This is a genomic window from Duganella vulcania (genome assembly GCF_009857655.1).
GTDB lineage: Bacteria > Pseudomonadota > Gammaproteobacteria > Burkholderiales > Burkholderiaceae_D > Rugamonas > Rugamonas vulcania.
In genome coordinates, this window is the sequence record NZ_WWCX01000128.1 from 1 (window position 1) to 14,394 (window position 14,394).

Consider the following 14,394-nt stretch of genomic DNA (forward strand, 5'->3'; position numbering starts at 1 on the left):
CCGACTACCTGGCCCGCCTGCGCGCGCGGCTGACGTCGCAGCCGGCGCCAAGCGGGCGCGAGCAGCTGGTCACGCTGGACCAGCTCGACCCGGCCGCCTTCGAGCCGGCCGACTAAGGGGCCGCCCCCGTCGTTCCCGCGCAAGCGGGAATGACAGCCGGTGGCGCCGGCCGCCTCAGCCCAGCAACTCCACGCACTTGGCCAGCGCCACCCGCAGCTCGCGCAGCTTGGGTGGCTTGCTCAGCACCTGGTCCACATGCACCGGCGCCTCGCCGCTGTCGGGGATCAGGCGCTGGCCCCAGCCGGTCAGCAGGATCACCGGCGTGGCCGGCGCCACCCGCTTGACCGTCTCGGCCACCTTGCGGCCGTCCACATACGGCATGCCCAGGTCGGTGATCACCACCGCAAACCCCTGCCCCGCCTGCTCGGCCGCGCAGAAGGCGTCGATGCCGGCCTGGCCGCCGTCGGCCCGGGTGACCTCGTGGCCGTCCAGGCCGAGGATGGTCTCCAGCGAACCGAGCACGTTGGGGTCGTCGTCCACCACCAGGATCCGCAGCCCGGGGCCGGGCGCCAGCACCGGCGCCGGCACCGCGCCGGCCGGCAGCGCGGGCGCCACCGGGAAGTACATCCTGACCGCAGTGCCCTGGTTCAGCCGCGAGGCGATGGCGATGCGCGCGCCGTGCCGCTCGGTCATGCCGTACACCGTGGCCAGCCCCAGGCCGGTGCCGCGCTCGCCCTTGGTGGTGAAGAACGGCTCCAGGCAGCGGCGCTGGGTCGCCTCGTCCATGCCGGTGCCGGTGTCGGCCACCTCCACCAGCACATACGGGCCGCTGCCGTCGTCCAGCTGCGCCAGGTAACCGGTGCGCAGCGTGACCGCGCCGCCGTCCGGCATGGCGTCCACCGCGTTGAAGATCAGGTTAGTTAAAGCCTCGCGGATCTCGCCCTCGACCCCGAGGATGGCCGGCAGCTCGTCGCCCAGCTCCTGCCGCATCTCGATCACGATGCCGCGCTGCTGCGGCATGTCCGACCAGCGCGCGCGCGTCAGGTCCACCACGTGCTGGATCATCAGGTTGACGTTGACCGTGCTGTGCGTGAGCTGCGGCTCGCGCTGGCGGTAGAACTCGCGCATGCGCGCCACGGTCGAGGCGACGTCGTCGATCGCGCGCTCGATCACCTGCAGGCAGGCGCGGCCGTTCTCGCTCAGGCCGTGCTCGGTCTCCAGCAGCGATTCCGCGTACAGGCCGATCGGCGAGATGGCGTTGTTGATGTCGTGCGCGATGCCGCTGGCCATCTGCCCCAGCGCGCGCAGCCGCTCCTGCTTGGTCACCTGCACCTGGCTCTGGTGCAGGTCGTCGTAGGCGCGCTGCAGCTCGCCGTACAGCCTGGCCTGGTTGGCGGCCAGCGCCACGTGCTCGCTGAGCTGGCGCAGGAACTCGCAGTCGGTGCTGGAGAACGCGCCCGGCTCGGCGCGCGCCACCACCAGCACGCCGAACACCGTGCTCTCGGCCAGCAGCGGCGCCAGCACGATCGACCCCATGCCGGCCCCGGCCAGCCGGCGCGGGAACGGGAAGTCGACCTGGCGGATGTCCGGCTCGTACACCAGCTGCCCGCGCACGCAGCGCGACAGCCCGTTCTCGTCGATGGCGATCTTGGCCGCCTCGTCCATGCCCATGCGCGCCGACAGCGCCTGGCTGCGCAGGCCGACGCAGCTCACTTCCAGCTCGCCGTCCTGGTACAGGCAGATGGCGCCGAAGTCGATCGGCAGCTGGTCCTCCAGGCAGCGCACCACCACCTGGAAGATGCTGGGCAGGTCCTGCCGCTCGCCGATCGAGCGGGTGATCTGGTGGAGCAGGCTCATGCGCGCCAGCTGGGCCACCACCCGGCTCTCGGCCGCCATCCGCTCGGAGATCTCGCGCTGCAGCGTGGCGTTCGCGCGGATCAGCTCGTCGCGCGAGACGGTGGTCTGGCGCAGCCGCTCGACCATGCCGTCGAAGGCGCGCGCCAGGCTGCCGATCTCGTCGTCCGAGCGCACGTCCAGCGTCACGTCCAGCCGGCCCGAGCCGACCACCTCGGTGGCCCGGTGCAGCCGCATCAGCGGCTTGCTGACGCTGCGGATGGTCAGGCCCATCGCGCCCAGCACCACCAGCAGCACCAGCCCGGCCAGCACGGCGCCGGCCCGCACCAGGTCCGACTGCGCCTCGAGCATGTTGGCGCGGCTCTGGCGCGCCAGGTCCTCGGCGTCCGACATCATCGCCTGGGCCCGGTTCATCATCAGGCCCGACAGGCGCGCCTCCAGCTCGCGCAGGATCACGGCGCGCTCGGGCGTGCGCACGAACTCGCTCTGCACCGCCTGCAGCTCGCCAAACAGGCTGCCCAGCGACTGGTGGCGTTCGCGGATGTCGCGCAGCAGCGCCAGCTCGTCCTCGCCGTCGAAGCCGCTGTCGGCCGCGATCACTTGGTGCAGCGACTGGTGGCGCTGCAACCATTGCGCGCGGGTGCGCGCCAGGTGGTGCTGCACATATTCGAGCGACAGGTAGCGCAGCGAGGCGGCGCCGCGCAGCACCTCGAAGGTGATCTCGGCCTTGGCGATCTCGTGCCGCATGGCGCCCGCGGTGCGCGCGAACACCACCGCCATGATCGCCAGCAGCACGATGCAGATGACCTGGGCCAGCTTGAGGCGGGTGGATATCTTCACGCGGCGTCCCTAGTAGATGATGGTCACCTCGGACGGGCTCACGGTCTTGAGCGCGTCGAGGTAGATGTAGTCGAGGAAGTTGGGCACCTCGCGCGCGCCGGTCAGCCCGGCCTTGATCGCCCAGCGCGACTGGTCCTCCAGCACCAGCAGCAGGCTCTGGTCCAGCTCCAGCCCGAAGTGGTGGGCCGGCCACGCCGACAGCATGGCCGTGGCCTGGCCAGCCGACAGCCGGGGGAAGAAGGCCACCGAGGCGCCGGGCTGGTCGCGGCAGAAGCGCTCGCCCTGCTCCAGCGCCCGCAGCAGCCGCACCATGGTGCCGGGACGCTGGTGGAGGTACGGCGCCAGCGCCACCATGTTGTAGATGCTCTCGTAGATGTCGGCGCCGCCGAAGCGGACGCCGTTGCCGCCCAGGCTCTCGGCGGCCGCGCCCAGGAACGGGTCCCAGCCGCTGACCGCGTCCACCTTGCCGTCGGTGATGGCCTGCTGCAGCGCGTCGGGCGGATAGTTCACCAGCTGCACGTCGCGGGTGTCGAGGCGCTGGCGGTTGAGGAACACCTCCAGCGTGAAATGGCCCGAGGTGCTGAGCGTGACGCCGATGCGCTTGCCCTTGAGGTCGGCCGGCGAGGTGATGCCGCGGTCGCGCCGCGCCACCAGGCCGTGGTCGCGCCCGGTGCGGAAGATGGTGCTGACCACCTGGATCGGCGTGCCCTCCATGGCGAAGAACATGATGGGGATGTCGGCCACGGTGGCCATGTCGGCCCGGTGCGAGGTCACCGCCAGCAGCGCCTCGCGGCCGCTGGTGTAGGGCTGCAGCCGCACCGCCAGATGCTGGCCGGCGAAATAGCCTTTGGCCTGGGCCGCCATCACCGGACAGGCGCCCACGTACTCGGTGTTAGTGGCGATGACGATGGCCTCGGGCGCGGCGGCCGGCGCCGGCGGCGCGCGCAGCGCCAGCCATAGCGCCGCGCCAATCGCGGCCAGCGCCAGCGCGGCGGCGGCCGGCCACATGGCCCGCAGGGTGGTGCGCTTCATGGATGCTCCCGGATCACGCGGATCAGCTTGAGGTTCAGGTGAGGATGCAGATGGTCTCCCGGCATGGGTTCAGCCGACGTGCTGGGTGGCGCCGCGCGCGCCGGACGGCGCCGCGGGGGCGCTGTACAGCGGCAGCTCGACGCGGAAGGTGCTGCCCTCGCCCGGCCGGCTCTCGACGCTGATGCGCCCGCGCATGGCCTCGACCAGGCGCTTGGTGATGGTCAGGCCCAGGCCGGTGCCCTCCTCGCCCTCCTCGTCGCGCCCGGCGCGCCCGAACGGCAGGAAGATGGTCTCCAGCTGCGCCGCGTCCAGGCCGACGCCGCTGTCGCTGACGGCGACGCTGCCGTAGCCGGGCTCGACGGCGCAGTGCACCGTGACGCTGCCGTGCACATGGTTGTACTTGATCGCGTTGGAAAACAGGTTGACCAGGATCTGCTTGAGCCGCATGCGGTCGGCCCACAGCTCGAGCCGGCAATCGGCCGGCGTCATCAGCGCCACCAGGCGCCGCTCGGCCAGCGGCGCGACGATGGCCACCACCTCGCGCAGCACCTCGTCCAGCATCACCGGCCCCAGCACCAGCGACACCTTGCCGGCCTCGATCTTGGACAGGTCGAGGATCTCGTTGACCAGCAACAGCAGGTGCTTGCCGGACGAGACGATGTTCTGCGAGAAGCGCTGGCGCTCGCCCTCGCCCTTGGGGAAGCGGTCGCTGGCCAGGATCTGGGCGAAGCCGAGGATGCTGTTGAGCGGCGTGCGCAGCTCGTGGCTCATGTTCGACAGGAAGGCCGACTTTTCCTCGTTGGTGCGCTCGGCCTCGCGGCGCGCCGCGTCCAGCACCAGGTTCAGGCGGCCCAGCTCGTCGACCCGCTCGCGCAGCGCCGCCTCCAGCTGCAGGTTGTGCAGGCGCAGCCGGCGCGACTCCAGCGCCCGCGTCAGCACCGGCAGCAAGGTGGCGGCCTTGAACGGCTTGATGATGTAGTCGAAGGCGCCGATCTTCATCGCCTTGACGGCGGTGTCGACCGTGCCGGCGCCGGTCATGATGATGCAGGCGATGGCCGGGTCGATCGCCTTGGCGGCCTCGATCAGCGCCAGCCCGTCCATGCCGGGCATGTTCATGTCGGTCAGCAGCAGGTCGCAGGCGTGGCCGCGCAGGTGGGCCAGCGCCGTCTCGCCGGTGGGAAAGCCGACCGCGTCCAAGTTGTGCTGGCCCAGGATGTCGCACAAGGCTTTCAGATGGGCAGCCTGATCGTCCACGACCACGATCCGCGAACGCGGGACAAGCTCGGACATACCGCCTCCTGATACCATTGTTGGCTCCAGTAATTATGCCTAGTTTACCGGACGGAAAACTCACCAATACTATCCGTTCGGCGCACCTTCCGGCGCACGCTGCGCGGTTTTGCCGAACATCATTTTCTGATACCGGAAGGCATCCCGAATATTCTCCCGCAGCACCAGGTCGTCCCACGGCTTGGTGTAGAAGCGGTAGATCTCGCCGCGGTTGATGGCGCTCAGCACGGCCTCCAGCTCGGTGTAGCCGGACAGGATGATGCGGATGGTCTCGGGGTACATGTCCTTGACGCGGCTGAGGAACTCGGTGCCGTTCATGCCGGGCATGCGCTGGTCGCTGACCACCACCTGCACCGCGTGGCTGGCCAGCAGGTCGAAGCCCTCCTCGGCGGTGTTGGCGCGCAGGATGCGGTAGCCGTCCGGGCGCAGCAGGCGGGTCAGCGCGTTGCGGATGCTTGGCTCGTCGTCCAGCAGCAGCAGCGTCTGCTCGCCGGGCGTCTCGCCGGGCGCCGGCGCCAGCCCGCGCTCCAAGCGCAGCAGTTCGCCGAAGCCGTCCGCCGGCAGCGGCTTACTGAACAGGTAGCCCTGCATGTCGTCGCACTGGTGGCGCCGCAGGTAGGCCAGCTGGGCCTCGGTCTCCACGCCCTCGGCGATGACCTTGAAGCCCAGGCTCTGGCCCAGCGCGATCACCGAGCGCACGATGGCCGCCACCTTGGGCTCGCTCAGCATCTCGCGCACGAAGGACTGGTCGATTTTTAAATAGTCGACCGGGAACAGCTTGAGGTAGGCCAGGCTGGAATAGCCGGTGCCGAAGTCGTCGATCGACAGCGCGATGCCCATCCGCTTGAGCTCCTTGACCACCGCCACCGCGCCGTCGACGTTGTGCATCACCAGGCTCTCGGTGAGCTCGAGCTCCAGGTAGCGCGGGTCGAGACCGCTGTCGGACAGCGCGGCCTGCACCTCGCGGCGCAGGCCGGGATCGCGGAACTGGCGCGCCGAGACGTTGACCGCCACCCGCAGCGGCGTCAGCCCGGCCTGCTGCCACGCCATGTTCTGGAAGCAGGCGGTGCGCGTGACCCAGCGGCCGATCTCGACGATGAGCCCGGTCTCCTCGGCCACGCCGATGAAGCGCGCCGGCGACACCATGCCCAGCGTCGGATGCTGCCAGCGCAGCAGCGCCTCCATGCCGACCACGGCGCCGGTGCGCAGGTCGACCTTGGGCTGGTAGTGCAGGCACAGCTGGTCGCGCGCCAGCGCGTGGCGCAGCTCGGCCTCGATCATGGTGCGCTCGGCGATGCGGCTGTGCATGGCCGCCTCGTAGAACTGCAGCTGGTTGCGCCCGCTTTCCTTGGCGCGGTACATGGCGATGTCGGCGTGCTTGAGCAGCTGCTGCGGCTCGCCGCCGTCGGTGGGGAACACGCTCACGCCCATGCTGCAGGTGATGGTCAGCGCCTGGCCGGCCACGGTCAGCGGCGCGGCCACGCTGTCCTGCACCCGCTGCAGCACGGCCGCGGCCGGCGACTCGGGGGTGTCCGACAGCAGCAGCAGGAATTCGTCGCCGCCGAGCCGGGCCACGGTGTCGCTGTCGCCCACGCAGGCGCGCAGCCGCGCGCCCACCGCGCACAGCAGCTCGTCGCCGGCCAGGTGGCCCAGGCTGTCGTTGACCAGCTTGAAGTTGTCCAGATCGAAGAACACCACCCACAGCGGATGGCCGTAGCGCTCGGCGTAGCCGATGGCCTGGGCCATGCGGTCGCCGAACAGCGCCCGGTTCGGCAGGCCGGTCAGCGGGTCGTGGTTGGCCTGGTGCTCCAGCTGCTGCTGGTAGGTGATCGACTCGGTCATGTCGGTCAGCACGCACACGTGGTGGCTGGGCAGGCCGCCGGCGGCCGGCACCGGCGCCACGTGCAGGCGGGCCCACATCAGGTACTGGTCGCGGTGGGCGATGCGCAGCGTGATGGTCAGCTCGTGCACGCCGCTGAGCGCCGCGTGCAGCGCGGCGCGGTCGCCGTCGTGCTGCTCCAGCAGCATGTCGAGCTGGCGCCCGGCCGCCTCGGCCTCGGTGTAGCCGAACAGGCGGGTGAAGGCCGGGTTGGTGTACTCGATCAGGTCGCCGCCGGGACCGTGCGCGGTGATCACCACCGCGTTGTCGCTGGCCTCCAGCGCGCGCCCGCGCAGGCGCAGCGCCTGCTCGGCCTCCTTGCGGGCGGTGATGTCCTCGATCGTCCCAACCACGCCGATGATGCTGCCGCGCTGGTCGTAGAACGGCAGCTTGTTGATCAGGTACCAGTGCACGCGGCCGTCCTCGCGCGGCATCTGCTCCTCCGCGTCCAGGCGGGCCCGGCCGGTGGCGACGATGTCGCGGTCGTCGGCGCGGATGCGCGCCGCGTTGTGCGACCAGGGGAAGTCGTCGTCGGTCTTGCCGGCCACCTCGTCCACCGTGGCCAGGCCGGCCGCGGCCGCAAACACGGTGTTGCAGCCGCAATACCTGCCGTCCAGGTCCTTCCAGAAGATTTGATGGGGAATATGGTCGATCACCAGCTGCTTGAGCTCGCGCGAGGCGTACAGCTCGGCCTCCATGCGCAGCTGCTCGGTGACGTCGTGCGACACCACGAAGCGCGCGGAGTGGCCGGCCACGGTCAGCGAGTGCGACGAGATCTGCACGTCGATGCGCGTGCCGTCGCGCTTGACGTGGGTCCAGACGCCGGCGCGCTCGGGGCCGCGGGCGGGCGCGGCGGCCAGGTTGCGCTCCAGCGCGGCCAGCTGCTCGGACGGGCGGATGTCCCTGATCGTCATCTGCAGGAACTCGGCCTCGCTGTAGCCGTAGTGCGCCACGGCGGCCGCGTTGACCATCAGGAAGCGCAGCGTCTGCAGGTCGTAGATCCACATCGGCTGCGGGTGGTGCTCGAACAGGCGCTTGAAGCGCAGCAGCGATTCGTAGACGTCGTAGTCGTCCAGGTCGTAGGCCAGGCACAGGTAGCGCGCCGGCCGCTGGTCGATTGCAGGTTGCAACTCGATCGACTGCGTGACCGGATGGAAGGTGCCGTCGGCGCCCAGCAATTCAAGCTCGCCGTGCCAGCAGCCGGTCTGGCGCGCGGCCACCAGCGCCGCGTCCTGCAGCACCTGGGCCGCCCAGTCCGTGTACAGGCTGGCCACCGGCTCGCCCAGCCGGTACGCCCCCAGCCGCTGGCGGCCGTACAGGTTCAGGGACTGCACCCGGCCGTCCATCCCGGCCGTGAAGACAAAGTACGGACAGTGGTCGAACAGCGTGTGCGGATCGCCCGATCCCCCACGCACGCCCGGCCGCTCGTCGACCGCCAGGGGCATCGACTGATCCGCTAACGAGGGTGGCCTTGGATCGATTTGCATGGGCACAATGGCGCCGGGGCGCGTCTGGTACATCGTGCTTCCATCTTAACAGAAGCAAACAACGCACAGCGCGCCGCTCAGGCGGGCACGGTGAATTGCGGCCGCTGCCGCAACAGGCTTTCCACGTCCAGCGCCGGGAAGGTCAGGCAGGCCTCGGTTCCTTGAATCTAAGAGTGTCGGGGGCGCGCATGACAGTCCCGGCGGAATGTTGGCGAAAGTGACACATAAAACGCCGTCAGTGTTCCTTTATTGAAACAACCATGGATTTAAACCATATTTTCTACTTCGTGAAGGTGGTCGAGCACGGCGGCTTGACCCAGGCCGGGCGCGCGCCGAACATGCCGAAGTCCAAGCCCAGCCGCCGCATCGACGTGCTTGGCGAGGGCCACGACCTGGCCCTGCGGGTGCGCTTCCCGCCGCTGGAGAACCCCGACCTGGTGATGCGGGTGCTGTCGGCCAGCCCGGCCCTGCTCGCCGAGCACATCCAAAAAGAGTGAGCGGCACCGCCGTGATTGTCATCATGTTGCATTGAGGATAAACTGAAACGGCGGCGCCCTCCGGCGCGGCGCGCTCGCCAACCAAGGAAAGTCCATGCAAAACGTGGTCTATCACTTCCGCTTCGCCGACGGCCAGAGCGCCAGCTGCGCGGCCGACGCCGACGCATCGCCGGCGCCGGCCGAACTGCCGGCCTGGACCGCGTTGGGCTGCCAGCAATGCGCCAACTGCCCGCTGCAGCCCGCCAGTTCGCCCCATTGCCCGATGGCGGTGCGCTTCGTGCCGCTGGTCGCCATCATGGGCAAGCTGCGCTCCTACGACCAGGTCGAGACCAGGGTCGACACGGCCGAGCGCAGCGTCAGCAAGCACACCACGGTGCAGCGCGGCGTGGGCGCGTTGATGGGGCTGCTGGCGGCCAGCAGCGCCTGCCCGCACACGGCCTTCCTGCGGCCCATGGCGCATTTCCACCTGCCCTTCGCGACCGAGGAGGAGACCATTTATCGCGCGGCCTCGACCTATCTGCTGGCGCAGTACTTCCTCGCGCGGCAAGGCGGCGTGCCGGACTGGGAGCTGCACGGCCTGAAGGCGCGCTACCAGGCGCTGCAAAGCGTCAACGTCGCCATGGCCGGCCGGCTGCGGCAGGCGGTGGACGAGGACGGCGCCATCAACGGCCTGATCATCCTCGACCTGCTGGCCAAGGCCCTGCCCTATTCCATCGACGACAAGCTGGACGATATCAGGGCCGCCTTCCCGCCCTGACGGGCGCGGCGGGTGACAATGCGAGTGTTTTCACAGTGGCAATACCATAAGACTCGATGAAGGCCGGCGGACCGGCCCATGCTGACGGACGGAGAACGGGATGAAGGAAGAACACGTGGAACACGGGGCCGTCGTCCTGGTCGTCGACGACGATCCCTTTATCCGCCTGCTGGCCCGCGACGCCATGGAAGAGATCGGCCTGCAGGTCATCGAGGCGGCCGACGCCGACGCCGCGCTGGCCGCGATCGCCGACCGTGCGCCCGACATCGTCCTGCTGGACGTGGTCATGCCCGGCACCAATGGCTTCGACGCCTGCCGCCAGGCGCGCCGGCTGCCCCACATGGAATTCTGCCCGATCGTCATGCTGACCGTGCTGGAGGACGCCGACTCGGTCACGCAGGCCTACGAGGCCGGCGCCACCGACTTCGTCGGCAAGCCGATCAACTGGCAATTGCTGCAATACCGGGTGCGCTTCCTGCTGAAGGCGGCCGCATCGTTCCGCGCGGTGTTGAAGAGCGACGTGCAGATGGCCAACGCCCAGAGGATCTCGTCGGTCGGCAGCTGGGAATGGCACATCGGCCCGGACCTGGTGACCTGGTCGGCCGAGATGTACCGCCTGTGCGACCTGCCGCCCGCCGCCTTCAGCGGCAGCTGCCGGGACTTCCTGGCGCCGCTGCATCCGGCGGACCGGCCGCGCGTGGAGCAAGCCATGCGCGACGCGCTCGACCATGGGGCGGCCTACGACCTCGAGCATCGCCTGCTGCGCCCGGACGGCACGGTGCGCGTCGTCCACGGCAAGGCCGACGTGGTGTTCGGGCCCGACGGCAAGGCGCTGGCGATGAGCGGCACCTGGCAGGACATCACCCAGCGCAAGCTGGCCGAGGAACGCATCCACTACCTGGCCAATTTCGACGGGCTGACCGACCTGCCGAACCGCACCCTGCTGGAAGACCGCATGCGCCAGGCGGTGCTCCAGGCACGCCGCCACAGCCATCGCGTGCTGGCGCTGTGCATCAACCTCGACGGCTTCAAGCTGATCAACGACAGCTACGGCCACGCGGTCGGCGACGGCCTGCTGCGGGCGGTGGCGGTGCGCGCCAAGGCGGCGGTACGCGAATCGGACACCTTCGCCCGCTACGCCAGCGACGAATTCGTGCTGATCATCCCGGAGCTGGGCGACCACCGCGATGTGCTGCAGGCGGTGCAGCGGGTGCAGGACCTGTTCGCCGCCCCCTTCCTGGTGGACGCGCACCTGCTGCGTGTGACGGCCAGCATCGGCGTCTGCCTGTACCCCGACGACGGCGACAACGTCGAGCTCGTGCTGAAGAACGCCGACGTGGCCATGCACGAGGCCAAGGCAAGCGGACGCAACTGCTTTAAATTCTATGCGCAGGAAATGGGCCGCCGCATCGCCGAGTACGTCGAGATGGAGCATGCCTTGCGGGTGGCGCTGGAGCGGCAGCAGTTCGAAGTTTACTACCAGCCCAAGGTCAACCTGAGCAGCGGCAGGCTCAGCGGCGTGGAAGCCCTGGTGCGCTGGAACCATCCCGAACGCGGCATTGTCCAGCCCGACACGTTCATCCCGCTGGCCGAGAAGACCGGCCTGATCGGCCCGATCGGCGCCTGGGTGCTGCGCAGCGCCTGCCTGCAGGCGCGGCGCTGGCACGAGCTGGGTTTCGACGACCTGAGCGTCGCGGTCAACCTGTCGGCCCACCAGTTCGAGCAGCAGGACGTGGCCGCGCTGGTGACGCAGATCCTGGCCGAGACCGGCCTGGCGGCGCGCCACCTGCAGCTGGAACTGACCGAGAGCATGCTGATGAGCGACAGCGACAGCATGCTGGCGGCGCTGCGCGCCATCAAGGCGGTCGGCGTCACGCTGGCGCTCGACGACTTCGGCACCGGCTACTCCAGCCTGGCCTACCTGAAGCGTTTCCCGATCGACGTGATCAAGATCGACCGCAGCTTCGTGCACAACATCACGACCGACCCCAGCGACGCCTCGCTGACCCGCGCCATCGTGCTGATGGCCAAGTCGCTGAAGATGAGAACGGTGGCCGAAGGGGTGGAGACGCCGGGCCAGCTCGGCTTCCTGGGCGCCATCCACTGCGACGACGTGCAGGGCTATTACTTCAGCAAGCCGGTGCCCGCCGCGGCGCTGACGGCGCTGCTGCAGGCGCAGCGCGAGCAGGCGCTGCTGCCGCAGGGCGCCGCGCCGCAGCGCACCATCCTGCTGCTGGACGACGAGCCGCACATGCTGAACGCGCTCAGGCGCGTGTTCCGCAACGAGCACTACCGGATCCTGCACACCACCTCCGCGCTGGAGGCGTTCGAATTGCTGGCCACGCACCGGGTGCAGGTGATCCTCAGCGACCAGCGCATGGCCATCATGTCCGGCACCACCTTCCTGGCCACGGTCAAGGAGCTGCATCCCGACACGATCCGCATCATTCTGTCCGGTTATACCGAGCTGGAGTCGGTCATCGACGCCATCAACCGCGGCGCCGTCTACCGTTTCTTCACCAAGCCCTGGGACGACGAGCAGCTGCGCGAGCAGGTGCGGGCGGCGTTCGACTACCATTGGCGCCTGCACGGCAGCCCGGACGAGCAACCGGCGCCGGCGGCCGGGCAACAGGCCTAGCGCCGGATCGAACAGGAGGGCGTCATGACGGCATGGGTGAGGACGTGGCTGCTGGCCTGGCTGCTGGCGGCGGGCGGCGCGCTGGCGCAGGAGCGCACGCTGGTGGTGGGCAGCGAGGAGGAGTTTCCGCCATTTTCCACCGGCACCAGCAGCGCCACGGCGGGCGGCTTCACGGTGGAACTGTGGCGGGCGGTGGCCAGGGAACGCGGGCTGGCCTACACGCTGCGCGTGGCGCCCTTCAACCAGATCCTGCAGGAATTCAAGGACGGCAAGATCGACGTCCTGATCAACCTCGCGCAGTCGGACGCGCGGCGCCGGTTCGCCGATTTCACGGTGCCGCACGTGACCGTCAACGGCGCCGTGTTCGTGCGCAAGGACAGCGCCGCCATCAACAGCGTCGCCGAGCTGGCCGGCAAGCGCATCATCGTGCTCAAGGCCGACCTCGCGCACGACTATGCGCTGGCCCAGGGGTGGCAGCGCCAGCTGGTGGTCCAGCCCACCGCGACGGAGTGCTTCGAGCTGCTCTCCTCGGGCAAGCACGATGCCGTGCTGATCAGCAAACTGGTGGGCATGCAGACGCTGCAGGCAAGCGGCATCCGCAACGTCAGGCCGCTCGACCTCCGCGTCGGCTTCGCCCAGAAGTTTTCCTTCGCGGTGCAGAAAGGCAACGCCGATCTGCTCGCCAGCATCAACGAGGGCATGTCGATCGTCAAGCTGAACGGCACGTACGACCAGATCCACGACAAGTGGTTCGGCATCTACGAGGAGCGCAAGGTGTCGCTGCGCGACATGCTGCCCTACCTGATTCCGGGCCTGGTCGTGCTGCTGCTCCTGATCGGTTACCTGGCGCACCGGCGCCGGATCGAGAACATGCTGCGCCTGGCCAATGAGACGCTGGAGCAGCGGGTGGCGCTGCGCACGCGCGAGCTGGAGGCGGCCAAGGACCTGGCGGTGTCGTCGAGCGAGGCCAAGAGCAATTTCCTGGCCAATATGAGCCACGAGATCCGCACGCCGATGAACGCCGTCATCGGCCTGCTGTACCTGACGCTCAAGACCGACCTCAAGCCGAAGCAGCGCGACTACCTGGACAAGATCAGCGTGGCCAGCAAGCACCTGCTGGGCGTGATCAACGACATCCTCGACTTTTCCAAGATCGAGGCGGGCAAGCTGGAGGTCGAGACCGTCGACTTCGACCTGCAGGGCGTGCTGCAGAACGTCCACGACCAGGTGCTGTTCAAGGCGCTGGAGAAGAGCCTGCGGATGCGGCTGGACATCGATCCGAAGTTGCCGCGCTATCTGCGCGGCGATCCGCTGCGCCTGACCCAGGTGCTGCTGAACTTCGCCAACAACGCGGTGAAGTTCTCCTCGCGCGGCGAGATCGTGATCGCCGCCACCGAGGCCGGCGCGGACGGCAACCACAGCCTGGTGCGGGTCGAAGTGCGCGACCAGGGGCCGGGCATCAGCGAGGCCGAGCAGGAGAAATTGTTCCAGCCGTTCCAGCAAGCCGACACCACCACCACGCGCCGCTACGGCGGCACCGGCCTGGGGCTGATCATCAGCAAGCAACTGGTGACGCTGATGGGCGGCGCCGTCGGCATGCGGAGCCAGCACGGCCAGGGCAGCACCTTCTGGTGCGAGATCCGCTTCGCCTTCGGCCGCGCGCCGCTCGGCAACGAGCGCGCGCAGGCGCCGCGCCACGTCGCCTGCCTGCGCGGCATGCGCATCCTGCTGACCGAGGATAATCTGCTCAACCAGCAAGTCGCCTCCGACCTGCTGGCCGACGCCGGGGCGCAGGTCACGGTCGCCGGGCACGGCGGCGAGGCGCTGGACCGGTTGCGCCGGCAGCCATTCGACTGCGTCCTGATGGACATCCAGATGCCGGAAATGGACGGCCTGGAGGCGGTCCGGCACATCCGGGCCGATCCGGCGCTGCGCGCGCTGCCGGTGATCGCCCTGACCGCCAACGCGCGCAGCGAGGAGCGCCAGCAGTATCTCGCGGCCGGCATGAACGACGTGGCCAGCAAGCCGATCGACGCCGCGCTGTTGTTCGACATGCTGCTGAAATGGGTCGGCCCGCCGCAAGCCGGCGCCGCGGCGGCCATGCCGCCGGCGCCGTCGCG

General features: G+C 69.2%; 7 protein-coding genes and 1 pseudogene. 4 read left to right on the plus strand and 4 right to left on the minus strand.

Annotation, left to right across the window (positions count from 1 at the left end; all coding sequences use genetic code 11):
- Nucleotides 1-174: 174 nt before the first annotated feature.
- The 4 genes from GTP90_RS32330 to GTP90_RS32345 form a co-directional block, all read right to left on the minus strand.
- On the minus strand, nt 175-2,694 hold the full coding sequence (locus GTP90_RS32330; protein ID WP_161087364.1) for an ATP-binding protein: 2,520 nt from the start codon (nt 2,692-2,694) through the stop codon (nt 175-177).
- A 9-nt stretch (nt 2,695-2,703) separates the two neighbouring features.
- Nucleotides 2,704-3,726 (minus strand): ABC transporter substrate-binding protein, encoded by a 1,023-nt coding sequence (locus GTP90_RS32335; RefSeq protein WP_161087365.1) that lies wholly within the window; start codon nt 3,724-3,726, stop codon nt 2,704-2,706.
- A 69-nt stretch (nt 3,727-3,795) separates the two neighbouring features.
- On the minus strand, nt 3,796-5,016 hold the full coding sequence (locus tag GTP90_RS32340; RefSeq protein ID WP_161087366.1) for a hybrid sensor histidine kinase/response regulator: 1,221 nt from the start codon (nt 5,014-5,016) through the stop codon (nt 3,796-3,798).
- A 69-nt stretch (nt 5,017-5,085) separates the two neighbouring features.
- Nucleotides 5,086-8,340, minus strand: a complete 3,255-nt coding sequence (locus GTP90_RS32345; protein WP_254452147.1) for an EAL domain-containing protein — start codon at nt 8,338-8,340, stop codon at nt 5,086-5,088.
- Between the two features lie 302 nt (nt 8,341-8,642).
- Here GTP90_RS32345 and GTP90_RS32350 point away from each other — a divergent pair.
- The 4 genes and pseudogenes from GTP90_RS32350 to GTP90_RS32365 form a co-directional block, all read left to right on the plus strand.
- Nucleotides 8,643-8,858: pseudogene (locus GTP90_RS32350) on the plus strand (hypothetical protein); the annotation flags it as partial.
- 115 nt (nt 8,859-8,973) lie between these two features.
- Nucleotides 8,974-9,636, plus strand: a complete 663-nt coding sequence (locus GTP90_RS32355; RefSeq protein WP_161087367.1) for a DUF6901 family protein — start codon at nt 8,974-8,976, stop codon at nt 9,634-9,636.
- 100 nt (nt 9,637-9,736) lie between these two features.
- The gene (locus GTP90_RS32360; RefSeq protein ID WP_161087368.1) at nt 9,737-12,274 is read left to right on the plus strand and encodes an EAL domain-containing protein; all 2,538 of its coding nucleotides are present in this window, start codon (nt 9,737-9,739) and stop codon (nt 12,272-12,274) included.
- Nucleotides 12,275-12,298: 24 nt separating this feature from the next.
- Nucleotides 12,299-14,394, plus strand: a 2,096-nt coding sequence (locus tag GTP90_RS32365) for a transporter substrate-binding domain-containing protein (protein WP_161087369.1), incomplete at its 3' end; no start/stop codon positions are given.

Excerpts from the sequence above, each read along its gene's own strand:
- GTP90_RS32335 (WP_161087365.1), bottom strand. The coding sequence starts at position 3,726 with ATGAAGCGCACCACCCTGCGGGCCATGTGGCCGGCCGCCGCCGCGCTG.
- GTP90_RS32340 (WP_161087366.1), bottom strand. The coding sequence starts at position 5,016 with ATGTCCGAGCTTGTCCCGCGTTCGCGGATCGTGGTCGTGGACGATCAG.
- GTP90_RS32345 (WP_254452147.1), bottom strand. The coding sequence starts at position 8,340 with ATGCCCCTGGCGGTCGACGAGCGGCCGGGCGTGCGTGGGGGATCGGGC.
- GTP90_RS32355 (WP_161087367.1), top strand. The coding sequence starts at position 8,974 with ATGCAAAACGTGGTCTATCACTTCCGCTTCGCCGACGGCCAGAGCGCC.
- GTP90_RS32360 (WP_161087368.1), top strand. The coding sequence starts at position 9,737 with ATGAAGGAAGAACACGTGGAACACGGGGCCGTCGTCCTGGTCGTCGAC.